Annotated in this window: 21 protein-coding genes; 7 read left to right on the top strand and 14 right to left on the bottom strand. The window is 63.1% G+C overall.

Going from position 1 to position 25,104, the window contains the following annotated elements:
* Positions 1-31 precede the first annotated feature (31 nt).
* The 4 genes from C2L65_RS02545 to C2L65_RS02530 form a co-directional block, all read right to left on the bottom strand.
* Positions 32-1,033: an ABC transporter permease gene (locus C2L65_RS02545; RefSeq protein ID WP_042311074.1), complete on the bottom strand. Its 1,002-nt coding sequence runs from the start codon at positions 1,031-1,033 to the stop codon at positions 32-34.
* Entirely contained in the window at positions 1,020-2,555 is a 1,536-nt protein-coding gene (locus C2L65_RS02540) for a sugar ABC transporter ATP-binding protein (RefSeq protein WP_042310946.1), read from the bottom strand. Before C2L65_RS02540 ends, C2L65_RS02545 begins: the two co-directional genes overlap by 14 nt.
* Before the next feature lie 68 nt (positions 2,556-2,623).
* Positions 2,624-3,571 carry an ABC transporter substrate-binding protein gene (locus C2L65_RS02535; RefSeq protein WP_042310948.1) on the bottom strand — a complete coding sequence of 316 codons (948 nt, stop codon included), beginning with the start codon at positions 3,569-3,571 and terminating at the stop codon, positions 2,624-2,626.
* 100 nt (positions 3,572-3,671) lie between these two features.
* On the bottom strand, positions 3,672-4,694 hold the full coding sequence (locus C2L65_RS02530; protein WP_042311076.1) for an AraC family transcriptional regulator: 1,023 nt from the start codon (positions 4,692-4,694) through the stop codon (positions 3,672-3,674).
* 575 nt (positions 4,695-5,269) lie between these two features.
* On the opposite strand from C2L65_RS02530, the gene dalD reads away from it, so the two are divergent.
* From dalD to C2L65_RS02510, 3 genes are all read left to right on the top strand, one after another.
* Positions 5,270-6,679, top strand: coding sequence for a D-arabinitol 4-dehydrogenase (gene dalD, locus C2L65_RS02520; protein WP_042310952.1), 1,410 nt, complete (start codon positions 5,270-5,272; stop codon positions 6,677-6,679).
* A gap of 181 nt (positions 6,680-6,860) precedes the next feature.
* On the top strand, positions 6,861-8,345 hold the full coding sequence (xylB, locus tag C2L65_RS02515) for a xylulokinase (RefSeq protein ID WP_042310955.1): 1,485 nt from the start codon (positions 6,861-6,863) through the stop codon (positions 8,343-8,345).
* A gap of 127 nt (positions 8,346-8,472) precedes the next feature.
* On the top strand, positions 8,473-9,429 hold the full coding sequence (locus C2L65_RS02510) for a sugar-binding transcriptional regulator (RefSeq protein WP_035986357.1): 957 nt from the start codon (positions 8,473-8,475) through the stop codon (positions 9,427-9,429).
* 27 nt (positions 9,430-9,456) lie between these two features.
* Here the strand turns inward: C2L65_RS02510 and C2L65_RS02505 are convergent, their stop codons facing one another.
* The 7 genes from C2L65_RS02505 to C2L65_RS02475 all read right to left on the bottom strand — a co-directional run bounded on the left by C2L65_RS02505 (position 9,457) and on the right by C2L65_RS02475 (position 17,557).
* Positions 9,457-11,241 carry a tetratricopeptide repeat protein gene (locus C2L65_RS02505; protein WP_233446469.1) on the bottom strand — a complete coding sequence of 595 codons (1,785 nt, stop codon included), beginning with the start codon at positions 11,239-11,241 and terminating at the stop codon, positions 9,457-9,459.
* A 244-nt stretch (positions 11,242-11,485) separates the two neighbouring features.
* Positions 11,486-12,595 (bottom strand): ABC transporter ATP-binding protein, encoded by a 1,110-nt coding sequence (locus tag C2L65_RS02500; RefSeq protein ID WP_007578929.1) that lies wholly within the window; start codon positions 12,593-12,595, stop codon positions 11,486-11,488.
* Between the two features lie 61 nt (positions 12,596-12,656).
* Entirely contained in the window at positions 12,657-13,352 is a 696-nt protein-coding gene (locus tag C2L65_RS02495) for an HAD family hydrolase (protein ID WP_042310959.1), read from the bottom strand.
* Positions 13,349-14,215, bottom strand: coding sequence for a carbohydrate ABC transporter permease (locus C2L65_RS02490; protein ID WP_042310960.1), 867 nt, complete (start codon positions 14,213-14,215; stop codon positions 13,349-13,351). Before C2L65_RS02490 ends, C2L65_RS02495 begins: the two co-directional genes overlap by 4 nt.
* The gene (locus C2L65_RS02485) at positions 14,212-15,150 is read right to left on the bottom strand and encodes a carbohydrate ABC transporter permease (RefSeq protein ID WP_042310962.1); all 939 of its coding nucleotides are present in this window, start codon (positions 15,148-15,150) and stop codon (positions 14,212-14,214) included. Before C2L65_RS02485 ends, C2L65_RS02490 begins: the two co-directional genes overlap by 4 nt.
* A gap of 195 nt (positions 15,151-15,345) precedes the next feature.
* Entirely contained in the window at positions 15,346-16,668 is a 1,323-nt protein-coding gene (locus tag C2L65_RS02480; protein ID WP_042310964.1) for an ABC transporter substrate-binding protein, read from the bottom strand.
* Between the two features lie 106 nt (positions 16,669-16,774).
* Positions 16,775-17,557: an L-iditol 2-dehydrogenase gene (locus C2L65_RS02475; RefSeq protein WP_042310966.1), complete on the bottom strand. Its 783-nt coding sequence runs from the start codon at positions 17,555-17,557 to the stop codon at positions 16,775-16,777.
* Between the two features lie 279 nt (positions 17,558-17,836).
* On the opposite strand from C2L65_RS02475, the gene C2L65_RS02470 reads away from it, so the two are divergent.
* The 4 genes from C2L65_RS02470 to C2L65_RS02455 are packed head-to-tail and all read left to right on the top strand — an operon-like array spanning position 17,837 to position 21,020.
* Positions 17,837-18,337: a Fur family transcriptional regulator gene (locus C2L65_RS02470; protein ID WP_042310967.1), complete on the top strand. Its 501-nt coding sequence runs from the start codon at positions 17,837-17,839 to the stop codon at positions 18,335-18,337.
* Between the two features lie 55 nt (positions 18,338-18,392).
* The gene (locus C2L65_RS02465) at positions 18,393-19,313 is read left to right on the top strand and encodes a metal ABC transporter solute-binding protein (RefSeq protein ID WP_042310969.1); all 921 of its coding nucleotides are present in this window, start codon (positions 18,393-18,395) and stop codon (positions 19,311-19,313) included.
* On the top strand, positions 19,310-20,236 hold the full coding sequence (locus C2L65_RS02460; protein WP_042310971.1) for an ABC transporter ATP-binding protein: 927 nt from the start codon (positions 19,310-19,312) through the stop codon (positions 20,234-20,236). Before C2L65_RS02465 ends, C2L65_RS02460 begins: the two co-directional genes overlap by 4 nt.
* Positions 20,229-21,020, top strand: coding sequence for a metal ABC transporter permease (locus C2L65_RS02455; protein WP_007744656.1), 792 nt, complete (start codon positions 20,229-20,231; stop codon positions 21,018-21,020). The genes C2L65_RS02460 and C2L65_RS02455 overlap by 8 nt, the downstream gene beginning before the upstream one ends.
* Before the next feature lie 108 nt (positions 21,021-21,128).
* On the opposite strand, the gene fghA is transcribed toward C2L65_RS02455, so the two are convergent.
* From fghA to C2L65_RS02440, 3 genes are all read right to left on the bottom strand, one after another.
* Positions 21,129-21,974 carry an S-formylglutathione hydrolase gene (fghA, locus tag C2L65_RS02450; protein WP_042310973.1) on the bottom strand — a complete coding sequence of 282 codons (846 nt, stop codon included), beginning with the start codon at positions 21,972-21,974 and terminating at the stop codon, positions 21,129-21,131.
* A gap of 12 nt (positions 21,975-21,986) precedes the next feature.
* Positions 21,987-23,093 (bottom strand): S-(hydroxymethyl)glutathione dehydrogenase/class III alcohol dehydrogenase, encoded by a 1,107-nt coding sequence (locus C2L65_RS02445; RefSeq protein ID WP_028364542.1) that lies wholly within the window; start codon positions 23,091-23,093, stop codon positions 21,987-21,989.
* A gap of 206 nt (positions 23,094-23,299) precedes the next feature.
* Positions 23,300-24,724, bottom strand: a complete 1,425-nt coding sequence (locus C2L65_RS02440) for a xylulokinase (protein WP_042310976.1) — start codon at positions 24,722-24,724, stop codon at positions 23,300-23,302.
* Positions 24,725-25,104: the final 380 nt, after the last annotated feature.

Genomic DNA, 25,104 nt, shown 5'->3' with positions numbered 1-25,104 from the left:
TTGCGATTAATGGAAACAGAGGAATGTGATTTCACTTCTTGCGTTCGCGGCTGATGTAGATCGCGAGCAGGATGATTCCGCCCTTGATCACGTTCTGCACGTACGGATTCACGCCGACCATGTTGAGGCCGTTGTTCAGCACGCCAAGCAACAGCGCGCCGATCAGCGTGCCGATAATCGAGCCGCGTCCGCCCGATATCGATGTGCCGCCCATCACCACAGCCGCAATCGCATCGAGTTCGAAGCCGACGCCCGCGTTCGGCTGGCCGCTCATCAATCGCGACGTAAGCACGATGGCCGCGAACGACGACGTCAGGCCAGACAGCGTGTAGACGATCAGCTTGACGCGCGCAACACGCACGCCGGACAGGCGCGTCGCCTGTTCGTTGCCGCCTATCGCGTACACATAGCGGCCAAACGGCATGCGTTCGAGCAACAGCCATGCAATCGCGTAGATCACGAGCATGATCAGCACGGGCGCCTGAATACCGAGCACCTTGCCGCTGCCGAAGAAGCTGACCCAGTCCGGCAGGCCGTCGATCGGATAACCGCCCGTATAGATCAATGCGAGGCCGCGTGCGATACCCATCGTCGCCAGCGTGACGATAATCGGCGGCATGCCCGCGAACGCGACGAAAAAGCCATTCCCAAAGCCGAAGCCAAGCCCCACGGCAATGCCGATCGCGATCGCCGCGACGCCGTTGAGACCAGCCACCATCAGACCCGCCGCGAGCGTGCCCGACAGCGCCATCACCGAACCGACGGACAGATCGATGCCGCCCGTCAGGATCACGGCCGTCATGCCGACGGCGATGATCGCGTTGATCGACACCTGGCGCAGCACGTTCTCGAGATTCGCCGCGGACAGAAAACTGTCGCTGGCGAACACCATCACGATGCACACAACAAGCAAACCGATAAATGGATAGAACAAGGTCGAGCGTTTGATGCTCGCCCAGTTCAGGCGAAACGGCGCGCCCGGCGTATCGGATGCGACTGCCGATGTCTTGGGAGAAGTATTAGGTGTGTTCATGCAGTGTTGCTCCACGAGTTGCAGCCGATGCACCAGCCGTTGCATAAGTCATCACGGCATTCGATTCGATCTGGTCCCCTTCGAGAATCGCTTCGATGCGTCCTTGCCGGAACACGGCGACGCGATCGCACATGCCGACGATCTCCGGCAATTCCGACGAAATCATGATGATCGAGTAGCCGCGCGCCGTGAGTTCGCGCATCAGCAGATAGATTTCCGCTTTCGCGCCGACGTCGATGCCGCGCGTCGGCTCGTCGAAGATGAGGATGTTCGTGTGGTGATTCAGCCAGCGCGCGATCACCACTTTCTGCTGATTGCCGCCTGACAGCGTCGCGACTTCGGTGTGCATCGTCGGTGCCTTCACGCCGACGCGCTTCATGATGTCGGCCGTTGCCTTCGCTTCGCTGCGGTGATCGATGAAGAAGCGGCCCGTGCGGTACTTGCCGAGGTTGTTGATCGAGATGTTCTGCTTGATCGAGAACGATGTGATCAGCCCTTCCGTCTTGCGGCTTTCCGGCAGAATGCCGATGCCGGACTTCAGCGCATCGGCGGGATCGGACAGGTTCGCCGCCGCGCCGTTGATGCGAATGTCCTTCACATGCGCGGCATCCGCGCCAATCACGGCGAGTGCCGTCTCCGTGCGGCCCGAGCCGACCAGTCCCGCGAAGCCGAGAATCTCACCTTCGCGCAGCGTGAAGCGGTTGATCGGTCCGTCTTTGTGCAACTGCAATGCGTTCACTTCAAGCACGGCTTTTGCGTCGGCGGATAGCACGGGCTTCGGCGGAAAACTGTTTTCGATCTTGCGCCCGACCATCATCTCGACGAGCCGGCTCACATCCGTCTTCGCCACGTCCGTCATGCCGACATACTGGCCGTCGCGCAACACGGTGATGCGGTCGCACACTTCGAAAATCTCTTCGAGGTGATGCGAGATGAAAATCATCGCGACACCTTGCTGCTTCAGATCGCGCATGATCGTGAACAGATGCTCGGCTTCGGCGGGTGTGAGCGTGGCCGTCGGCTCGTCGAGAATCAGGATGCGCGCATTCAGCGACAACGCCTTGCCGATTTCGACGAACTGCTGCTGCGCAACTGATAGTTCGCGGATCGGCAAGGACAGATCGATTGCGACGCCGAGCCGCTCGAAAATCTCCGCCGCCGCGCGCCGCATCTTTGTCCGATCGAGCATGCCGAGCCGGTTGCGCAACTCGCGTCCGAGGAACATGTTCTCGACGGCATTCAGATACGGAATCAGGCTGAACTCCTGAAACACAATGCCGACGCCCGCCGCGACGGCATCGTGATAATTTGTGAAGTGCCGTTCCTGTCCGTCGATCACGATCGTGCCGTCGTCGGGCTGATAGATGCCGCTCAGAATCTTCATCAGCGTCGACTTGCCCGCGCCGTTCTCGCCGAGCAATGCGTGAATCTCGCCGCGCGCGATGGCCAGGTGTATGCCTTGCAGCGCCTTCACACCCGGAAAGCTCTTCGTGATGTTGTCGAGTTTGAGAATCGTGTCCATCGCGTTTCCTTTGCGTTTCAAGGCGTGACGCAGGGCTTCCCCTCCGTCACCCGTGCGCAACACGTCGCTTACCAGCTGAAACCCTTCGCGTTGTCCTTGTCGACGAGCTTCACGTCGACGGGAATCGTCTTCGGCACATTTGCGCCCCACTTCTTCGCGAGCGCCACGCCGATTGCGAGGCGAATCTGGTCGCGCGGAAATTGCGCGGACGTTTCGATGAACTTCGAGTTCGGCTTCTGGAGCGCGGTGATCGCTTCCGGCGCACCATCGACGCTCGTCAGCTTGATGTCCTTGCCCGACGATTCGATCGCGGACAACGCGCCCATCGATCCGCCGTCGTTCACGCTGAAGATGCCCTTCAGGTTCGGATGCGCCTGGATCATGTTCTCGGTGACGGACAGCGCCGTTGCGCGTTCCTGCTTGCCGTTCTGCGTATCGACGATCTTCACGTTCGGAAACTTCGCGAGCGCCGCCTTGCAACCGCGCACGCGTTCGAGAATCGGCACGACGGGAATGCCGTCGAGTATCGCCACTTCGCCGCTGCCGCCAATCGCTTTCGCAAGGTATTCGCACGACATCTGGCCAGCGTCGAAATTCTTCGAGCCGACGAACGAATCGACGGGACCGTTCGCGTTCGCATCGACGGCGACGACCACGGCGCCCGCCTTCTTCGCCGACGCGACGGCGGATTGAATGCCCGTCGAATCCGTCGGGTTCACAAGAAGAATGTCGATCTTCTTCTGCAGCATGTCTTCGACGTCGCTTACCTGCTTGCTGACGTCGTGGTGCGCGTCGGTGACGACGACCGTCGCGCCGATCGATGCGGCAGCATCGTTCAAGGCCTTTTGCATCGTCACGAAGTACGGGTTGTTCAGTTCCTGGAACGTCATGCCGATCTTCAGCGGCGCGGGTTCGGCGGCGTGCGCAACGAGCGGCGCGCCGAGCATCACGGCGGCAAAAGTCATCGTGGCCCGTAGGCGCAAGGCGTGCGACTGAAGTGAAATGTTGTGCGTCATGGCTTGTCTCCGTTTTTGAGGATGAGTGCGTCCCTCACGCGGTTTCAGCGCGTGATCAGACGATGCAGCGGTGAGCTACAGAAACGCTAGAGAAAGTGCCCTAGGTCGTCGCGAGCGGCGAGCCGTGAGGCGGATACGCCGCGGGCGCGGCGCGCGGCTGGCCGTGCGTATGACTGGGCGTCTGCGCGGCCGGCACGATCGAAGGCGCGTTGGCGATGCCCTTGCCAAGCGCCGCCGCCGCTTCCGAAGCGACGCGGCTCGCGTCGTTCAGTTGCTGGAAGCGGCGGAACTTCGACGGAGGGATGCCTTTCGCGGTGAGAAACTGCCGGTTGAAGTTCGACAGATTATTGAAGCCGACCTTGTAGCAGATGTCGGTGACGCTCAACCCGTCGTCCATCAACAACTGGCACGCGAGATTGATGCGCATGCGGTTGACGTACTGCACGAACGGCAGGCCCGTATGGCGGCGGAAGTAGCGAGAGAACGCGCTCACGCTCTGGCCTGCGAGTTGCGCGAGGTCTGATTCGCGTAACTCCGAAGCGAGGTTCTTGCCGATATACGACAGCACGTGATTGATGCGCGTCGACGCGTAGCTGGTCGGATCGATCTGATACGCGGGACTCGCGAGCAGTTCGCGATCGCTCGCATTCAGCAGGATTTCCATCATCGACAGGAACAGCACGATGCGCCGCAGGCCGCGCGCTTCGAGCAGTTCCATGAAGAGCGGCTGGATCAGTGCGCTGGTCTGCGGTCCGAACGACACGCCGCGCCGCGAATCGGCGAGCAGCGCTTCGAGCGTACGCCATTCGGGGAAGCTCTCCGTGCAGTGCGCGACGAAGTCCTGGCCGAACTGCACGACGAGGTTGCGCTGCGCGATCGTCACGCCTTCGGGCACTTCGCTGACCCAGTTGTGCGGCAGGTTCGGCCCCATCAGCACGAGATTGCCCGGCGCGAAGCCGCCGATGTAATCGCCGACGAACATCTTGCCCGTCGTCGCGACGATCAGATGGATTTCGAATTCAGGGTGGAAATGCCAGCGTACCGTGCGGTAAGGAAAGCCGTGATACCACGCTTTGAATGACTCATCGCGGCGCACGCTGACCAGTTCGAGATCGGGTTGCACGTCAGTCTCCTGTGGCCGCGGTTCAGACGGAGGGCCGCGCATATTGCGCGCATTCCGCGCGACGCACATGCAGATCCGCATGTCGATGCGCGTGCAACCAGGTAACCGTCGTGACGATGCCCTTCATCTGTCTTCCTCCTGTTTCTTCGTCCAGCAGCGCAAGCTGGAGGCTCGCGGCATGAACATGTTTTATTGCTCTTGTCGTGTGTACCGAAAGTTAGACCCATGGCGCAACGGCGGCCACTAGAAATGAGACCGCCGACCGATACTTTTTTGCATTCGGGTTAGTCCTGGCCTCTGCGCTGTCAAATTTGATGCAATGCAACAGCCACGCGATCGCTTGTGCGGCAGCATTCCGCGCATGTCGCGTGTACTGGAGAAGCCCGTCCCACCGCGCTGCGCCACGAAAAGCCGTCTGCTGTGCCTTGACTTTCAATCGGCCGAATACGATCATTAGTTCAAATGCAGAGCAAATGCTCTCATATTCTTCTGACATCGGCTCACAACGCCGGGACACCTTCTAGACTTATCCCAAGGAACGCACGCGAAAGACCGTGCGCATTTAGGAGACACATATGAACAGCGGCCAAAGCAGCGGCGCAAGCAAGCAGGTGATCCTGCATATCGGCGCGGGCTCGTTCCATCGCGCGCATCAGGCCTGGTATCTGCACCGGCTCAATGAAGCGCGCAAGCCCGGCGATCCGCATTGGTCGCTGACCGTCGGCAATATCCGCAGCGACATGAACGCCGTCGCCGAAGCGCTCGCCGCGCAGAACGGCGTCTACACGCTCGAAACCGTCACGCCGCAGGGCGAGCGCGCGTACGAGACGATCCGCTCGATCGAACGCGTGGTGCCGTGGTCGCAGAATCTCGATGCGCTCGTCGAAGCGGGCGCCGATCCCGAATGCAAGATCATCGCGTTCACCGTGACGGAAGGCGGCTACTACCTCGACGAGCACGACAAGCTCGACACCGCCAACCCCGACCTCGCCGCTGACCTGAACGGCGCGCGCACCACCATCTATGGCGCACTCGCGGCGATTCTCGAAGCGCGCATGCAGCGCAACGCGGGCGCCGTCACGCTGCAAACCTGCGACAACCTGCGCAGCAACGGCGACCGCTTCCGCGCCGGCATGACGCAGTTCCTGGAGCGGCGCGGCGCGAGCGAATTGCGCAAATGGTTCGATGCGAACACTGCGTGCCCGAATTCGATGGTCGATCGCATCACGCCGCGTCCCACGCCCGACGTGCGCGAGCGCGTGAAGGCCGCGACGGGCTTCGACGATGCATGCCCCGTGATGGGCGAATCGTTCATCCAGTGGGTGATCGAGGATCACTTCATCGCTGGGCGGCCGGCGTGGGAGCAGGTCGGCGCCGAGTTGGTCGAATCGGTGCTGCCTTACGAAGAAGCGAAGATCCGCATTCTCAACGCGACGCATAGCTGTATCGCTTGGGCGGGCACGCTCGCCGGCCTTTCGTATATCCACGAAGGCACGCTCGACGCCGAGATTCGCCAGTTCGCTTACGACTACGTGACGCAAGACGTGATTCCATGCCTCACGCCAAGTCCGCTCGATCTCGCGAAGTATCGCGACGTCGTGCTCGAACGCTTCGGCAATCCTTATATCCAGGACACGAATCAGCGAGTCGCCGCCGATGGTTTCTCGAAGATTCCAGGCTTCATCGCGCCGACGCTGTCCGAGTGCTTCGAGCGCAACGTCGAGCCGAACGCGACCGCGATGCTGCCCGCGCTGTTCTTCTGCTTTCTCGACAAGTGGCAGCAAGGCAAGCTGCCGTACACGTATCAGGATGGCGTGATGGACGAAGGCGTCGCGCGCGGCTTCTTCAATGCGGCCGATCCCGTGCAGGCGTTCTGCGCGGACAAGCTGCTGTGGGGCAGCATGGCGGGCACGGCATCGCTCGAGAAAGTGGTGCGTTCGGCCCTCGTGCGTGTCGTTGACTGGTACGAGAGGCTCAACGGCTAAGCGCCGCCGCTTAAGCCATTCATCCCGGCCGCGCATGGCGACGAACCACGCGCGGCCGATCCCATTGAGCGCCGTATCCGATGAATGCGATACATGCGATGCGTCAGGTCTTTTGCGCATGGCATCGCACGCGGCATGCGGCTAAAGTAGCGCATCTCCTACCGACGAAGGTTTCGCGCCCATGTATCTCGGCATCGACCTCGGCACGTCCGAAGTAAAAGTTCTGCTGCTCGCGTCCGACGGACGCGTGGTCGGCACGGCAGGTTCTCCGTTCACCGTTTCGCGTCCGCATCAGCGCTGGTCGGAGCAGAACCCGTCCGACTGGTGGCAAGGCACGCGCGCCGCACTCTTCGCGCTGCGCGACCGCTACCCGGAGCAGTTCGCGCAGATTCGCGGCATCGGGCTGTCGGGACAGATGCACGGCGCCGTGCTGCTCGACAACGAAGACCGCGTGCTGCGTCCCGCGATCCTCTGGAACGACATGCGTGCCGTCGAGGAATGCGAAGAGTTGCTCAGGCGCGCGCCGGATCTGCATCGGATCGCCGGCAATCTGGCGATGCCCGGCTTCACCGCGCCGAAGCTGCTGTGGGTTGCGCGTCACGAGCCGGAGATCTTCCGTCAGACGGCCTGCGTGCTGCTGCCGAAGGATTATTTGCGCCTGCAACTGACGGGCGACAAGGTCTCCGATCCGTCCGACGCCGCCGGCACGCTCTGGCTCGACGTCGCGCAGCGCGACTGGTCCGATACGCTGCTCGCCGCCTGCGACATGAACCGCTCGCACATGCCGCGGCTCGCTGAAGGCAGCGCGCCGTCGGGCATGCTGCGGCCCGAGCTCGCGCGCGAGCTGGGCTTGCGCGAGCCCGTCGTGGTCGCGGCGGGCGGCGGCGACAACGCGACGAGCGCAATCGGCATCGGCGCGACGCAACCGGGCGACGGCTTCGTGTCGCTCGGTACGTCGGGCGTGTTGTGCGTGATCGGCAACAGCTTCCGCCCGAACCCCGAATCGGCCGTGCATGCGTTCTGTCATGCGATCCCCGACCGCTGGCATCAGATGAGCGTGGTGCTGTCGGCGGCGAGCTGTCTGCGCTGGGTCTGCAAGCTCACCTCGACCGACGAGCCGACGCTGCTCGCCGAAGTCGAAAAGCTACCCGACGATGCGCTCGCAACCGCGCCATTGTTCCTGCCGTATCTGTCGGGCGAACGCACGCCGCACAACGATCCGTATTCGCAAGGCGTGTTCTTCGGCATGACGCACGCCACCGACCGCGCACTGCTCGGCTACGCCGTGCTCGAAGGCGTGACGCTTGCGCTGACGGACGGCCTCGACGCGCTGCGCGCGGCGGGCACCGAAGTACATGCGCTGTCGCTGCTGGGCGGCGGCGCGCGCAGCAACTACTGGGCGCAACTGCTCGCCGATTCGCTGAACACCACCACGCGCAAGCACGGCGGCGGCGAAACGGGCGCGGCGCTCGGTGCGGCGCGTCTGGGCTGGCTCGCGGCGGGCGGCGATCCGGCGAAGGTGCTGACCAAGCCGCCCGTCGAAATCGAATTCACGCCGAACGCGCGGCGCCATGCGATGCTGCGCGAGCGGCTCGCGAGTTATCGCGCGCTGTACCGTCATGTGAAGCCGATGTTTGCGCCAGCGCCCGAAGCAGACGCGGCGTGAACGCGTGAACCACCCGTGAAGACAGCGATGAATGTCCACGGCAGGCAGCGCACCAGATCGCCTGACACTGGCTTCCTGGTGACATATCGACGTTGTGCGCATTAGAGACATTAAGACCGACAACATCGTGCCCAAGTCCACTGAAAAGCTCGATCTCGCGACGCGCGCCGCCTGGCTCTACTACGTCGCTGGCAATACGCAAAACGAGATCGCGGAAAAACTGCAGGTGTCGCGGCCCGTCGCGCAACGCCTCGTCGCGTTCGCCGTCGAGAAGAACCTGATTCGCGTGCGCGTCGATCATCGGCTGGCGGACTGTCTGTCGCTCGCCGATCAGCTCTCCAAGCGCTATGGCCTGTCGATGTGCGAAGTCGTCCCCGTCGACAACGACAAGCCCGAAGAAATCGACCGCAAGCTCGCCGTCGCGGGCGCGCAGGTGATGGAACGCTATCTCGGCGAGGAAAAGCCGATGGTCGTTGCCGTGAGCAGCGGCCGTACGCTGAAGGCCGTCGTCGATCAGGTCGGGCAACTGGAGCGGCCGCAGCACCGGCTGGTGTCGATGGTCGGCGCGATTGCGCAGGACGGCTCGTCGAACCGCTACGACGTCGCGCTGCACATCTCGGAGAAGACGGGCGGCAAGCACTTCCTGCTGCCCGCGCCATTGATCGCCGACAGCGAAGCGGAGCGCGCGCAGTGGTGCAATCACCGTCTATACCGGATCGTCGAATCGCTGTCGGGCGACGCGGATGTCGCATTCGTCGGGATCGGCAATATCGGGCTGCGTTGCCCGTTGCATGAAGACGGCTTCATCACATCGGATGAAGTGGAAGAACTGGTGTCGCTGGGCGCCGTGGCGGAACTGCTCGGACTGCCGATCGATGCGAACGGCGCGCGCGTCGAATCGCCGACGGGGCGCCGCGTGACGAGCTTGCGGCTCGATTCGCCGCCCAAGCGGCCCGTGATCGGCTTCGCGGGCGGCGAACGCAAGCGCAATGCGGTGATTGCCGCGTTGAAAGGCGGCTGGCTGTCGGGGCTCGTCACCGACGAGTTGTGCGCCCGCGCCGCGCTGAATCACGGCGCTGGTTAATCCGCGCCCGCGTGCGGTTCGCTCGCGCTAGAGCGCTTCGAGCGCACCGCGCAGCGCTTCGACGACGGGCGACCAGTCGCCCAACACCTGTTGCCGGAAAAGCCGCGTGGTCGGATACCACGGATTCCTCTCACCCGACATCATCCAGCGCCAGTCGGCCTGCTTCGGCAGCATCACCCATACTGGCTTGCCTAGCGCACCCGCCAGATGCGCGACGGATGTATCGACGGTGATGACGAGATCCAGTGACTGGATCACAGCTGCCGTCGTGTAAAAGCTGTCGAGCAACTGGCCCAGCGCGCAGATCGGCCAGCGATGCGCAACGCCATCAAGTTGCGTCTCTGGCGCGCCCTTCTGCAACGCGAACCATGCGAGGCCGCCGACCGATGCAAGCGGTTCCAGCGCCGCGAGCTGCGCCGAACGGTAGACATCGAGGTAATGACCCGGATTGCCCGCCCACACCAGGCCGATTTTCTTGCGCGACCCTGCGGCCTGTTCGAGCCGCGCGCGCCATGCGGCAACCTGCGTGTCATCCACGGACAGATACGGCACCGCGTTCGGAATCGCGTCGTCGTTCAGCCACGCGGGCACGCTCATCATCGGGCAGTAGTAGTCGTAACCGGCGCCATGGGGCAACGCCGTCAACACGTCGTTCACGCCGCGCACGCGGGCAAAGAGCGGAGCCAGCTCCTCGCTGGTCCACACGTCGACGGTTGCGCCCATGTCGTGCAGCACGCTCGCATAGCGAATGAACTGCAACTGATCGCCTGCACCCTGTTCACGCGTCAGCAGAAAGCGCTTGCCTTCGATCGGCTCGCCCCGCCATTCGGGCATCTCGCACTTTGGGTAATCGCGCAATCCGCTCGGCGTCGTCTTGCGATACTCGTAGTACTCCCAGCCCTTGCGAAAATTTCCGCGCCGCAACTCCGACATGCCGAGCAGCTTGTATGCGTTCGAAAGATCCGGCGTGAGTTCGATTGCGCGTCGCAGGTGATGATCCGCTTCGTCGTAACGCGACATGCACGTCAGCGTGAACGCGACGTTGTTGTGCAGCGTCGGCGAATCGGGCAAGGCTTCCAGCGCGCGCTGATATCTGACGAGCGCGTCCTCGAACTTCAACTGGCCATCCGTTGCAAACGCGATCCCGAACAGCGCATGCACGTTTTCCGGTTCCTTTTGCAATGCTCGTTCGAAACAAGCTTCCGCTTCGGCATGGCGGCGCACGGCGTTCAGCGTCAAGCCGAGACCCAGCAGCACGCGTAGATCGTCGGGCGCGTAACGTGCGGCGTATTCATAGGCAGCCACGGCATCATGTGGACTGGAAAGGACTTCGTGCATATCCGCGCTGCCGAGCGCCGCTTCGAACAAGTCGTGATCGAGAGCAAGCGCGCGCTGGAAGTGGTTCAACGCTTCTTCAGGTTTGAGCAGACGCCGCAGCGCCTTGCCCAGGTTGCAGTGCGCGAGCGCATCTTGCGGCGCGCATTCGACTGCTCTTCGAAAGAAATCGGCCGCGCCTTCGTTGTCGCCGCGCGAAAGCGCCGCGATGCCGCGATCGTTCAGACAGTCTGCGTCGTCAGGCCGTAGCGCGAGCGACGTATCGAAGCATTCGATTGCACGTTCGACGTCCGAGCGCTGCAAGTACAGCACGCCAAGCATGTAGGACGTGTTCGCATCGTGGGGCTGTGCGTCGAGGATCGCGCGATACGCCAGTTCGGCGCGATCGAACTGTCCGGCGCGATGCAGGGCGAGCGCGTGGTCGACAGCCGGTGTCGAGGCGGTTTCTTGAGGTGTGAGAGCGGAAGCGTTGTGCATGGCGTCTTGAGTCGGCCGCACACGCATGGTCGCGCGATCTTGAGAGCATTCGCGCGGATGACGTGTTCGGGGCAATGGACGGAGAACGGACAGAACCCACCTGAAGAACCGCTCAGATGCGCGCTGTCAGACGATGCACAATTTTGATATGAGATAAGTAGCAGATAAATCGGAGAAGTCCGAGTCTGCAAATAGGAAAGGCGCCGTTGCAAAGCATGCAACGGCGCCCTCTTTGCGTGCCGGATCAGGCCGCGAGTACTTCGACGATCTTGCGATGGAACGCCTGCCCATCGCTGTCGAACAGATGGCAGTGATCGGGCGTTGCGCCGACCCGGATCGTCCCGCCCTTCTCATGCCGCTCGAGCGGCGGAATGCGCGCGATCAGGCCATCCGGCGCGACGCTGCTTTCGGCGTACAGATACGCCGCGTCGCCGAGCGATTCGATCGCCATGACGCTGGCCGACACGCCATTGTCGGGCAGGTCGAGATGCAGATGCTCGGGGCGAATGCCGACAGTCACCTTGTCGCCCTCTTTCGCGCGGCCCGGCTCGACCAGCACGAGTTGCGTCTCGCCCGTTTCGTACTTGACGAGCACGCCGCTCGCTGACACCGACTGCACGACGCCTTCGAGGAAGTTCATCTTCGGCGAGCCGATAAAGCCCGCCACAAACCGGTTCGCCGGCGCGTGATACAGCATGTTCGGGCTGCCGACCTGCTCCAGATTCCCCGCCGACAACACGACGATCTTGTCGGCGAGCGTCATCGCTTCGACCTGATCGTGCGTCACGTAGATCATCGTGGTCTTCAGTTCGTCGTGCAGGCGCGCGAATTCGAGGCGCATCTTCACGCGCAGCGCGGCGTCGAGGTTCGACAGCGGTTCGTCGAACAGGAACACCTTCGGCTTGCGCGTGATCGCGCGGCCGATCGCCACGCGCTGACGCTGCCCGCCCGACAGCTGCTTCGGCTTGCGTTCGAGCAGATGGTCGATATGCAGGATCTTCGCGGCGTTGCGCACGGCGGCGTCGATCTCCGGCTTCTTCGTGCCCGCGAGCTTCAGCCCGAACGCCATGTTGTCGTACAGCGTCATGTGCGGATACAGCGCGTACGACTGGAACACCATCGCGATGCCGCGCTTGGCGGGCGGCACGTCATTCATGCGCGTGCCGTCGATATTCAGGTCGCCGCCCGAGATGTCTTCGAGGCCGGCAATCATCCGCATCAGCGTGGACTTGCCGCAGCCGCTTGGGCCGACGAACACGACGAACTCGCCGTCCTGGATGTCGAGGTTGATGTTGCGCATCACCTCGTTGTCGTCGTAAGCCTTTCTGATGTTGCGCAGAGTTACGCTTGCCATGATGTGTCTCCGAAATTCACTGCTGCTTTCAATCGTCTTGTCCCGAAACCCGCGTGCTTTCTCACGCGACGGTCACGCGCTGCAGCCATCGCGCGACCAGTTCCGGCAGTTGCGTCATGTCGTCGAATACGTGTTGCGCGCCCACGCGGCGCAGCGCGCCGACCTGATCCTCGCTCGCGTGGCCGCCGCCGATGAACCCATACACCGTCATACCCGCGGCCGTCGCAGCCGTCACACCCGCCACGCTGTCCTCGATCACGAGGCACGCTTCCGGGTTCACGCCCAGCCCGCTCGCGGCGGCGAGATAGACGTCGGGCGCCGGCTTCGGATGCGCGACGGAATCGGCACAGAAAAGCCGGTCGCCGAAATGCTTCACGAGGCCCGTGCGCGCCAGCGCCGCTTCGACATACGCGCGAAAGCTGTTGCTCGCGCAGGCCTTCGTCAACGGAATGCTCGCGAGCGCGGCCTCGATGCCGTCGACCATCGGCGCCTTGACGGCCGCCCGCTCGACGGCGCTGCGAATCGCTTCGACGTCGACTTCGGCGAGCGTCCTGCCGAGCGCCGAAGCCGTGCCTGCCAGCACGCGTTCCGTGCGCAGGCCGAGCAGCGGCATCACGACGGGCGCGACATCCGTACCGGGCCAGCGCGCTTCCAGCTCCTCGACGAGCACCGCGGCCGCGACGGCTTCGCTGTCGATCAGCACGCCGTCGCAATCGCAGATGAGCGCAAGCTTCGCCTCTGTTCTGATTTCCGTCACTTGACCGCCCCGAAGGTAAGGCCACGCACCAGCTGTTTCTGCGAAACCCAGCCGACGATCAGGATCGGCGCGACGGCCAGCAGCGACGCCGCCGACAGCTTCGCCCAGAACAAGCCTTCAGGACTCGAATACGACGCGATGAACACGGTCAGCGGCGCGGCGTTCGAACTGGACAGGTTGATGCTCCAGAACGCCTCGTTCCATGACAGGATCACGAGCAGCAGCGCCGTCGACGCAAGCCCCGGCAGCGACATCGGCATCAGCAGATAGACGATCTCCTGCCACGTCGCCGCGCCGTCGATGCGTCCCGCCTCGAGAATGTCGCGCGGAATTTCCGCGAAGTACGTGAACGACATCCATACCGCGATGGGCAGGTTGATCAGTGTGTAGACGATCACGAGGCCGCTCACGGTGTCGAGCAAGCCGCTGTTCTTCCACAGCAGATAGATCGGCACCAGCACGCCGACAGACGGCATCATCTTCGTCGACAGCATCCACAGCAGCACTTTCTGTGTGCGGCGCGTCGGGAAGAACGCCATCGCATAGGCGCACGGCACGGCCAGAATCAGGCACAGCAGCGTGACGCCAACCGAGATCAGGATCGAGTTCCACGCGAAGCCGAAGTAATTGCTGCGCGCGAACACTTCGCGAAAGCTTTCGAGCGTCGGCATGAAGAACAGCGACGACGCGTAAGCCTGCTGCTCCGTCTTGAATGCCGTGATGGTCATCCAGAAGATCGGAAAGAACAGCAGCAGCGCAATCAGCCACGCAAGGATACCCGGAATGCTGCGCCGGACGATGGCCAACGGCGAGTTCGTTTTCGAAAGATTCGTCGTAACAGGTGTAGCGGCGACCTGGCTCATTTTTCGTACTCCCCTTTCAGGTTCTTCGCGAGCATGCGCACGAGGAAGAACGACACGATATTCGCGAGCACCACAGCGAGAATCCCGCCTGCGGACGCGAGGCCAACGTCGAACTGTTGCAGGCCGAGCGCGTAGATCAGGTACGACAGGTTGGTCGTCGCGTTGCCCGGACCACCGCCCGTCGTCGTGTAGATTTCAGCGAAGATCGACAGCAGGAAAATGGTTTCCATCATCACCACGACCGCGATCGCGCGTTTCAGGTGCGGCAGCGTGATGAAGAAGAACATCGCGAACGGACCGGCACCGTCGATCTTCGCCGCTTCCTTCTGCTCCTGATCGAGCGACTGGATCGCCGTGAACAGAATGAGGAACGCAAACGGCAACCACTGCCACGCGACGATGATGATCACGGCGATCAACGGATAGTCGGCGAACCAGTCGATCGGTGTCATGCCCAGCGCGCGCATGCCTTGCGCGATGAGCCCGTACACCGGATGCAGGATCATGTTCTTCCAGATCAGCGCGGAGACGGTCGGCATCACGAAGAACGGCGCGATGGCGAGCAGCCGCGCGACGCCCTGCCCGTAGAACTTGCGGTCGAACAGCACCGAGAGCAGCACGCCGCCGACCACCGTGATCACCAGCACCGAGATGATCAACTGCATCGTGTGCAGGATCGACGGGCCGAAGGACGGGTCACTGGCAAGAAACTTGTAGTTTTCGAGACCCGCGAATCCCTTTACGTCCGGATTCAGCAGGTTGTAGCGCGAGAACGAAAACCAGATCGTCATCGCTAGCGGTATCGCCATCCATAAGACGAGGACGCCTACGGACGGCATGGCGAGCCAGCGCGCGTGCGCGGCTTTGCGCTCTTCGCGCTCGTGTTCGGTTTGGGGATGGGCATGCATGAGGGGTAGACGCAAGTGTTGACGCATGATGGACCACCTCTTCGGTAGTGCGCGGTCCGCGGGGCGTGCGGCACGCTGTGCTGCCAGGGTCCGGCTGACGATGCGCTGTCAGCCGGCGCTTTCCATCTGATCCGGCTTACTGACTTAGAGGCTGCGATTCAGCTCCTGGACACGCCGTCTGCGCGGGGATCGAGCAGACGGCGTTCCATTAGGCTTTGACGCTTACTTCTGATAGCCGGCCTGCTTGACGGCGCGATCCGCCGTCGCGTTGCCGGCTGCCAGCGCCTGATCGACCGTCATCTGGCCTGCCACCGCGCCCGAAATGCTCTGACCGACCACCGTGCCGAACGACTGGAACTCGGGGATGCCAACGAACTGCACGCCCGTGTACGGCACCGGCTTCAACGTCGGATGATCCGGATCGGCAGTTTCGATCGCCTTCAGCACGAAGTCGCTGAACGGCGCGGCCTGCTTGTACTCGGGGCGTGCGTACGTCGACTGACGCGTGCCGGGCGGCACCGAGGCCCAGCCTTCATCCTTCGCGGCGAGCTCGATGTACTGCTTCGACGTCGCCCACGTGATGAACTTCTTCGCCGCGTCCGTCTGCTTCGACGACTTCGGAATCGCGAGCGCCCACGCCCACAGCCAGTGCGAGCCCTTCGGCGTGACGGCCGTCGGTGCGGCGGCAAAGCCGACCTTGTCGGCGATCTGCGATTGCTGCTTGTTGTAGAGCATGCCGGCGGCAACCGTCGCGTCGATCCACATCCCGCATTTGCCCGATGACATCAGCGTGAGGTTTTCGTTGAAGCCGTTCGAGCTGGCTCCCGGCGGGCCATACTTCTTCAGCAGATCGACGTAGAACGAGATCGCCTTCTTCCATTCGGGCGTCGTCAGTTGCGCGTTCCACTTTTCGTCGAACCAGCGGCCGCCGAACGTGTTCACGACCGTCGTCGCGTAGGCCATGTTCTCGCCCCAGCCCGCCTTGCCGCGCAGACAGATGCCGTAGACGCCGTTGGCCTTGTCCGTCAGCTTCTCGGCGAACTGGGCGATCTGGTCGTAGGTCGGCTGATCGGGCATCTTCAGGCCCTTCGCCGCGAACAGATCCTTGCGGTAATACGTCATCGAGCTTTCGACGTAGAACGGCAGCGCGTACAGCGAGCCGTTGTACGACAGGCCGTCGCGCGCCGTTTTCACGACGTCGTTCAGGTCGTAATCAGCGGGCAGGTTCGTGAGCGGCGTGAGCCAGCCGCGCTTGCCCCATTGCGGCGTCTCATAGGCGCCGATCGTCATCACGTCGAACTGGCCGCTGCCTGTCGTGATGTCCGTGGTCGCGCGCTGACGCAGCACGTTTTCTTCGAGAATCACCCAGTTGAGCTTGATGTCGGGATTCGCTTTCTCGAATGCCGGCGACAGCTTCTTCAACTCGATCATGTCGGGGTTGTTCAACGTTGCGATCGTGACGGTCGCCGCGTTCGCGCTGAATGCGGCGCACGCGAGTGCCGCTGCGCCGAATACGTTGAGCGCGGGTTTGCAGGTGGGCTTCATCGTTTGTCTCCTTTATTCGTACTTGCGTTTTGGTACTTGATCGGTACGTGAGCGGCGCTTGCGTTCGTTTGGCGCCGTAGTGCGGATGCCGGTGGATGAATGACGGTCAGCTCATCCAGTTGCCGCCGTCGACGTTCAGGGTTTGCGCGGTGATGTAATCCGCATCCGAAGACGCGAGGAACAGCGCCGCCCCCGTCAGATCCGCGGGCAGCCCCATCCTGCCCAGCGGCACCGCTTCACCGACGAGACGCTTCTTCTCGCCCAGCGGCCGGTTCTCGTAACGCGCGAAAAGCGCATCGACCTGTTCCCACATCGGCGTATCGACGACGCCCGGTGCGATGCCGTTCACGTTGATCTTGTGCGGCGCGAGCGCCAGCGCGGCCGATTGCGTGTAGCTCAGCACGGCTGCCTTGGTCGCGCAGTAGTGCGACACGAGCGCCTCGCCGCGGCGGCCCGCCTGCGACGACATGTTGATGATCTTGCCGCCGTGGCCCTGATCGACCATGCGCTGCGCGACGGACTGCATCAGAAAGAACATGCCCTTCACGTTGACCGCGAAGAGCTTGTCGAAGATGTCCCAGGATTCGTCGAGGATCGGACGCATGTCGAACAGCGCCGCGTTGTTGAAGAGAATGTCGATCTGGCCGAAGCGCTGTACCGTCTGCTCGACGATGCGTGCGATGTCCTCGCGCTTAGTGACGTCCGCGCTGAGCGTCAGCACGCGGTCGCCGTCCGTTTCGCGCAGTGCGTGCGCGAATTCGTTGGCCGGCTTCACGTCCACCAGCACGCAGCGCGCGCCCTCGTCGAGATACCGGCGCGCCACCGCTTCGCCGATACCGCTCGCGGCGCCCGTGAGAATCGCCACCTTGCCTTGCAGTCGGGCTGTCACAACCTGTCTCCGGTTCGTTTGATTCTTCGATTCAACCTGAGCTAACGCTCGGCAATCGAGCAATTGCTCTCGTTGTGATCGAATGATCGGATACGTGTCCGGTCATGTCAAGGCGCGCCGCGCACTTTCGATGGTGCAGCGCGGCAGCACCGGAATGCGCGCCTACGGTTGTTCCTTCCTAAGAATCGGCGATGACTTTGCAACGGGCAATGACATTTTTTCGAGATACGTTATATCATTGCGCCTTCGTTCAATCTGACGCTGTCCGGAGTTCGCGCCATGGCCCGCTCATCCGATGCTCATGTTCATCCTGTCGCTGATCCTGCACAGCAAGCTGCACGGCTCACGCACAAGCTCGCGCGCGCCGATGCGCTCGCCGCCGAGCGCGGTCTTGCACTGACGACGCTGCGTCGCCAGGTCTACGCGCTTATTGCGCAGAGCGAGCGTCCCATCGGCGCGTACGACCTGCTGGCCGCGCTGGAACCGCAGCGCGGCCGCGTGCCACCCACTACCGTCTATCGCACGCTCGATTTCCTCGTCGAGCATGGCTTCGTGCATCGGATCGAATCGAAGAATGCGTTTTTCGCGTGCTGCCAGATGGGCGAGCCGCATCAGAGCCAGTTCCTGATGTGCGATTCATGCGGCGAAACGGTCGAGATTCCCGGCGACGGACTGGCCGCGCAACTCTCGGGCAGCGCGCCCGCGCATGGATTCGAAGTGCATCACCAGGTCGTCGAGCTGAGCGGGCTGTGCGGCGCATGCAAGCACGGCCATCCCTGACCCAAACAAACCGTTCCATTCAACCCAGACGCCTCTCACGCAACAGGTCATCACGATGAAGAAGAACAATTCGATGTGGAAATTTCTGATGCGCGCCGTCGCTTCGACGGTTTTCGTCTTTGCATTCGGCCAGGCCGCGCACGCGCAGGACACGAAGATTCCCGTGGTCGCCGCGGAGAATTTCTACGGCGATGTCGTGCAGCAACTGGGCGGCGACCGCGTCGACGTGACGAGCATTCTCAGCAATCCGGACCAGGACCCGCATCTCTTCGAAGCCAGCCCGAAGACGGCGCGCGCATTGCAGCACGCAAGCCTTGTCGTCTACAACGGCGCCGACTACGATCCGTGGATGACAAAGCTGCTGAACGTATCGAAAAACGACAAGCGCAAGACGATCGTCGCGGCAGAACTCATCGGTAAGAAAAGCGGCGACAATCCGCATCTGTGGTACGACCCGTCGACGATGCCCGCTGTCGCACGCGCGGTGAGTGCGGCGCTCGCGTCGGCTGATCCGGCGCACAAGGCGGCGTATGATGCGAACCTCGCGAAGTTTCTCGACTCGCTCAAGCCGATCGCCGACAAGGTCGCCGCGCTGCGCAGCCAGTATGCGCACGTGAGCGTGACGGCGACCGAGCCGGTGTTCGGCTACATGTCGGAGGCCATCGGCCTGGACATGCGCAACCAGCGCTTCCAGCTGGCCGCGATGAACGACACGGAAGCGAGCGCGTCGGATATCGCCGCGTTCGAGCGCGATCTTCGCGAGCGACGCGTGCGCGCGCTGATCTATAACAGCCAGGCAACCGAGGCGCTGACCAAACGCATGCTGAAACTCGCGCAGCAATCGCATGTGCCGACGGTGAGCGTGACGGAGACGCAACCGGCCGGCAAGAACTACCAGCAATGGATGCTGGCGCAACTCGATGCGCTCGGCAACGCGCTCGCCGCAGGCAGCGCGAACAAGGGAACGACTCAATGAACATGTCGTCGGGCAACGCGCCCGTGCTCGAACTGGATCGCGTGACGCTCGAACTCGGCGACCGCACGATTCTGCGCGACACCAGCTTCACGATCCGCCAGGGCGAATTCATCGGCGTGCTCGGGCCGAACGGCGCGGGCAAGACGACGCTGATGCGCTCGGTGCTCGGCCTCGTCCCGGCGGCGAGCGGCACCGTGCGCGTGCTCGGCGAGCCCGTCGTGCGCGGCAACCCGTCGATCGGCTACATGCCGCAGACGCGCAGCGCGCTTGCCGGCCGTCGCGTGCGTGGCCGCGATTTCGTCGCGATGGCCGCCGACGGTCATCGCTGGGGCTTGCCGCATGCGGATGCGAAGGCGCGCGCCGATGTCGAGCGCGTGCTGGAGCTGGTCGGCGGCACGGCGCTGGCTGCGCGTCCGTTGTCGGAGCTGTCGGGTGGCGAGCGGCAGCGGCTGCTGCTCGCGCAATGCCTGCTTGGCAATCCGCGTCTGCTGCTGCTCGACGAGCCGCTCATCAGTCTCGATCCGCATCATCAGAAGACCGTCGTCGAACTGGTGAAGCGCGTGCAGCAGGAACTCGGCATCGCCGTGCTGTTCTCCGCGCACGAACTCAATCCGCTGCTGCATGCGCTCGACCGCGTGCTGTATCTCGGCAATGGCGTCGCCGCGCTCGGCACCGTCGATGAAGTGATTACGAAGCCGGTGCTCTCGCGCCTGTACGGCTCGACCATCGACGTGATGCGCGTGAATGGCCGCATCTTCGTGATGTCGGGCGACTTCGACGTCGAGAAGCACGATCACGAGCACGAAGACGACGACCATCAGCATGGCGATCCGCATGGCCACGGGCATTCGCATGGTCACGCGCATGGGCAAAAGCATGCCCATCATCACGCCTCAAGCGACGGACACACGCACGATGTTTGAATACGATTTCATGGTGAACGCGTTCGCGGCGTCGGGGATCGTCGCGGTGCTGTCGGGCATCGTCGGCTACTTCCTCGTGATGCGCGGGCAGACCTTCGCGGGGCACGCGCTGTCGCACGTCGGCTTCACGGGCGCGACGGGCGCCGTGCTGATCGGCGTTTCGCCGATCTGGGGGATGATCGGCTTCACGCTCGCAGCGGGCGTCGGCATGGGCGCGCTGGGTGAAAAGCTCGCGGGGCGGGATGTGGCGATCGGCGTGGTGCTGTCGTTGGCGTTGGGCTTCGGCTTGCTGTTTCTGCACTTCTTCACCGCGTACGCGACGCAAGTCACGGCGCTGCTGTTCGGCAACGTGCTCGGCGTGAGTTCGTCGACGCTGGTGGTACTGGCCGCGCTCGGTGTCGTCAGTCTGGTTGCGCTGGCTGCGATCATGCGGCCTTTGCTGTTCGCTTCGTTGCAGCCGGAACTGGCCGAAGCGAAAGGCGTGTCGCTGCGGCTCGTGTCGGTGCTGTTTCTCGCGATCGCGGCGCTTGCAGTCGCCGCATGCACGCAGATCGTCGGCGTGCTGCTCGTGTTCACGCTGATGGTCGGACCGGCGGCCGCGGCGCAAAACCTGTCGACGCGTCTTTCCGTCGGACTCGTACTCGCCGCGCTGCTCGCGCTCGCGCAGGCGTGGATCGGCGTGACGCTCGCCTTCTATACCGACTGGCCAACGAGTTTCTGGATAACGCTGCTTGCGGCGCTCGTCTATGGCGCGAGTTTGCTGGCACAGCACATGCGCCGGTAATGCAAACGCAGCTTTGCTGGCACGAAACACGCGCTGGTGATGCCGATAAAAAACGGGGTGGCTCGCGAGGCCACCCCGTTTTGCTATGGTGCCAACGACACCAAAAGATCAGCCGAGCAACACCTTCGCGTGATGCCCGAGATGATCCTCGATGAACGTCGAGATGAAGAAATAGCCGTGGTCGTAGCCTTCATGCCGACGCAGCGTGAGTGGCTGTCCGGCGGCCTTGCATGCGGCTTCGAATACGTCAGGGTTCAGTTGCTGGGCCAGAAACTGGTCGGCCATACCCTGATCGACCAATATCCCTTCCGCAAACTTGCGCGTCGCCTTGCCCACGAGTTCGCTCGCGTCGTATTGCTTCCACGCTTCGCGATCCGCGCCCAGATAGCCGCTGAACGCCTTCTCGCCCCACGGACAACGCATCGGCGCGGCAATCGGCGCGAACGCCGAAACCGACCGATAGATGTCCGGATTGCGCAGCGCGAGCATCAGCGCGCCGTGGCCGCCCATCGAGTGGCCGAAGATGCCGAGCCGCGCGCCATCGACAGGCAACTCGTTGATGACCGTCTCGCGCAGTTCGTCCCGCAAGTACGAATACATCCGGTAGTGCTTCGACCAGGGCGCCTGCGTCGCGTCGACATAGAAGCCCGCGCCGACGCCGAAGTCCCACGCGTCCGTCTCGCCCGGCACGCCTGCGCCGCGCGGACTGGTATCCGGCGAGATCAGCGCGATGCCGTGTTGCGCGGCGAACCGCTGTGCGCCCGCCTTGATCGGAAACGTCTCTTCTGTACTCGTCAGCCCGGCTAGATAGAACAGCGCCGGCACCTTCTTCTGTGGTGCCGCTTCAGGCATGAAGACCGAAAAGCGCATCGGCAACCCGATCGCCTTCGACTCATGCTTATAGATACGCTGCGTGCCGCCGAACGACGCGTGCGATTCGATCAGTTCGAGCATCGCGCCACTCCTTTAGTAGATGACGACCGAGCGGATCGACTCGCCCTTCTTCATCAGATCGAAGCCTTCGTTGATCTGGTCGAGCTTCAGGTGATGCGTGATCAGGTCGTCGATGTTGATCTTGCCTTCCATGTACCAGTCGACGATCTTCGGCACATCGGTACGGCCGCGCGCGCCGCCGAACGCCGAGCCCTTCCATTGACGCCCCGTGACCAGCTGGAACGGCCGCGTGCTGATTTCTTCGCCCGCCGCCGCCACGCCGATGATGAACGACTGGCCCCAGCCCTTGTGAGTACATTCGAGCGCCTGGCGCATCAGCGTCGTGTTGCCGACGCATTCGAACGAATAGTCCGCGCCGCCATCCGTCAGTTGCACGATGTGATCGACGACGTTCTCGACTTCCTTCGGGTTGATGAAGTGCGTCATGCCGAACTTCTTCGCGAGTTCGACGCGGCCCGGATTGATATCGACACCGATGATCTTGTCCGCACCTACCATTTTGGCGCCCTGGATCACATTCAGACCGATGCCGCCCAGACCGAACACGACGACATTCGCGCCCGCCTCGACCTTGGCCGAATAGACGACAGCGCCGACACCCGTCGTCACACCGCAGCCGATGTAGCAGACCTTGTCGAACGGTGCGTCTTCGCGGATCTTCGCGACGGCGATCTCCGGCACCACGATGTAGTTCGAGAACGTGGACGTGCCCATGTAGTGGAACAAAGGCTTGCCGTCGAGCGAGAAGCGCGACGTCGCGTCGGGCATCAGACCCTTGCCTTGCGTCGAGCGGATCGCCTGACACAGGTTCGTCTTGCGCGACAGACAGAACTTGCATTGGCGGCACTCGGGCGTGTAGAGGGGAATCACGTGATCGCCCTTCTTCAGCGTGCCGACGCCGGGACCGGTATCAACGACGACGCCCGCGCCTTCGTGGCCGAGGATCGCCGGGAAGATGCCTTCCGGATCGGCGCCCGACAGCGTGTAGTAGTCGGTGTGGCAGATGCCCGTCGCCTTCACTTCGATCAGCACTTCACCCGCGCGCGGCCCTTCGAGATCGACTTCTTCGATCGTCAACGGTGCGCCTGCCTTCCATGCGATTGCTGCTTTCGTCTTCATCGTGAATGCTCCTGTGGTTCTGTAGATCCGTTACCTAAAGCTGATGATCTTTGAATCTGTCCGTTACTGCCGTGAACCGTTGCGGCCCGGATTGTCCCGCATGTTCGCGCGCCGCGCTGTGAACATGATCGCGCAAATGCAAGGCTCGTGAATGGCACGCCGCGCCGCGCGATTGTCCTCATGCGACGGCGCATGGCGAGCGCACGTCATGCGGACGGCGACGCAAACCAAGGTTCGACGCGGCCATACAGATCGATAAAGCGCGCATAACGCGCAGCGAGTTCCGTCTCGTCACGCGGCCCGGCGACGCGCGTCGCGGCAGGCGCGAGCGCTGCAAGATCGCCTGTGTTCCAGTGACCCACCGCGATGCCACCGAGCATCGCTGCGCCACGCGCCGCCGCGTTCGGACAATCGACGGCATGCAGTTCGACTTGCAACGCTTCGGCGAGCAACTGCCGCCAGCGCGCATCGACGGAACCGCCGCCCGCGAGACGCAGCGCCGGCACGCGCGCGCCGCTTTGCCGGATCGCGTCGAGCCCCGCGCGCAACGAAAACGCGACGCCTTCGAATGCCGCGCGCATCATCGCGCCGCGCGATGTGCCGAGCGCAAGACCAAGCCATCCGCCGCGCGCGGCCGGATTGAGCCACGGCGTGCGCTCGCCGGTCAGATACGGCAAGAACGTGAGGCCCGGGGCTGCCTCGAACTCGAAGGCATCGCGATACGCGTCATTCCATTCATACGACAGCCAGCCACGCACGGCTTCGAGCGCGACGCCGACGTTTTGCATCGCGGCCATCCGATACCAGTGATCAGTCGCGGCCCGATAGCGATGCAGGCCCGGCGCGGCGTCGGGTTCGTCGGTGGCCAGCACGAGAATCTGGCCGCCCGTACCCGTGGTGAGCAGCGCGTCGCCGTCGTTTGCAAGACCGCTGCCGAGCGCCGCGCACGGCGTGTCGCCGGCACCCGTGGCAAGCGCGATGCCGGCGCGCAAGCCAAGCGCATTTGCCGCTTCGGCGGACAGCGTGCCGCACGCGGCATACGACGCAGCGAGCGGCGCGAACCAGTCGCGCGGCAGCCCGAGCCGCTCGAGCAACGCGTTGTCCCACGCACCGGATGGATCGGCAAGCGCGGTCGCGCATGCATCAGAGGGATCGGTTGCGATCGTGCCGCCCAGCCTGAAGCGCAGCCAGTCTTTCGGTTGCAAAGCCCAGCGCGCTGCGTGCATCGATTGCGGCTCGTGCTGCGCGACCCATCGCAGCAGCGGGCCGGCCATGCCAGGCGCGACGGGGTTGGGTTGCGGCGCGGGCCATGCATCGAGCAGGGGCAATGCGCGCGTGTCGGGCCAAAGCATCGCAGGACGCATGGCCTTGCCTTGCGCGTCGCTCAGCACGACGCCATGCATCTGACCGGAAAAACCGACCGCGCGCACAGCACCGCGTTGCGCATCGGGGAATCGCGATGCCGCTTCGCACAGTGCGCGCCACCAGACCTGCGGATCGATTTCCGCCCAGCCGGGGCGCGGCGTATCGATTGCATACGCGACGCTGGTCGCGCATTGCTCGCGGCCTTCGTCGTCGATGATCGCGAGTTTCAGCGAGCCTGTGCCGAGATCGATACCAAGAAAGGACATGAATGCGGTGCGTTGATTAGGTGGTTGCTGTGGAGGTTATTGCACGCGTGCGCCTGCTTCGCGCGGACCGGACGGCGGACGATCATTTTCACACGTCACCGCCCATTGGCGCGGGTTAACCCACCCCAAACGCGGCGCACCCCGAAAACGCATTATGTGCGAACCGCAATACACATCATATGGGCACGCGTACGTGGCAACGGCGCGCCGGATTGATGAAATTCCCGCAAGCCACCACGCCACAAGGACTTCCGGCGAATTTCTCCAATCTCGCATAGCGGAGCCGTTCCAAATCTGGTCCACGCATATCACCCCGGCAAAGGTTGAAATAGGAAGCAGTGGTCTTGTCGCGCTTTTTCGTCCCGCATACCTTGGAGTCA

This window comes from Paraburkholderia terrae (assembly GCF_002902925.1).
In the GTDB taxonomy this organism is placed as follows: domain Bacteria; phylum Pseudomonadota; class Gammaproteobacteria; order Burkholderiales; family Burkholderiaceae; genus Paraburkholderia; species Paraburkholderia terrae.
This window is presented reverse-complemented; position numbering and strand designations above follow the sequence as displayed.

Coding starts and splice junctions, on each gene's coding strand:
- C2L65_RS02505 (WP_233446469.1), bottom strand. CDS start 11,241: ATGCACAACGCTTCCGCTCTCACACCTCAAGAAACCGCCTCGACACCG.
- C2L65_RS02455 (WP_007744656.1), top strand. CDS start 20,229: ATGTTTGAATACGATTTCATGGTGAACGCGTTCGCGGCGTCGGGGATC.
- C2L65_RS02440 (WP_042310976.1), bottom strand. CDS start 24,724: ATGTCCTTTCTTGGTATCGATCTCGGCACAGGCTCGCTGAAACTCGCG.
- fghA (WP_042310973.1), bottom strand. CDS start 21,974: ATGCTCGAACTGATCGAATCGCACGCGTCGTTCGGCGGCACGCAGCGT.
- C2L65_RS02500 (WP_007578929.1), bottom strand. CDS start 12,595: ATGGCAAGCGTAACTCTGCGCAACATCAGAAAGGCTTACGACGACAAC.
- C2L65_RS02480 (WP_042310964.1), bottom strand. CDS start 16,668: ATGAAGCCCACCTGCAAACCCGCGCTCAACGTATTCGGCGCAGCGGCA.
- C2L65_RS02460 (WP_042310971.1), top strand. CDS start 19,310: ATGAACATGTCGTCGGGCAACGCGCCCGTGCTCGAACTGGATCGCGTG.
- C2L65_RS02540 (WP_042310946.1), bottom strand. CDS start 2,555: ATGGACACGATTCTCAAACTCGACAACATCACGAAGAGCTTTCCGGGT.
- C2L65_RS02535 (WP_042310948.1), bottom strand. CDS start 3,571: ATGACGCACAACATTTCACTTCAGTCGCACGCCTTGCGCCTACGGGCC.
- C2L65_RS02445 (WP_028364542.1), bottom strand. CDS start 23,093: ATGAAGACGAAAGCAGCAATCGCATGGAAGGCAGGCGCACCGTTGACG.
- C2L65_RS02490 (WP_042310960.1), bottom strand. CDS start 14,215: ATGAGCCAGGTCGCCGCTACACCTGTTACGACGAATCTTTCGAAAACG.
- C2L65_RS02470 (WP_042310967.1), top strand. CDS start 17,837: ATGGCCCGCTCATCCGATGCTCATGTTCATCCTGTCGCTGATCCTGCA.
- dalD (WP_042310952.1), top strand. CDS start 5,270: ATGAACAGCGGCCAAAGCAGCGGCGCAAGCAAGCAGGTGATCCTGCAT.
- xylB (WP_042310955.1), top strand. CDS start 6,861: ATGTATCTCGGCATCGACCTCGGCACGTCCGAAGTAAAAGTTCTGCTG.
- C2L65_RS02545 (WP_042311074.1), bottom strand. CDS start 1,033: ATGAACACACCTAATACTTCTCCCAAGACATCGGCAGTCGCATCCGAT.
- C2L65_RS02485 (WP_042310962.1), bottom strand. CDS start 15,150: ATGCGTCAACACTTGCGTCTACCCCTCATGCATGCCCATCCCCAAACC.
- C2L65_RS02465 (WP_042310969.1), top strand. CDS start 18,393: ATGAAGAAGAACAATTCGATGTGGAAATTTCTGATGCGCGCCGTCGCT.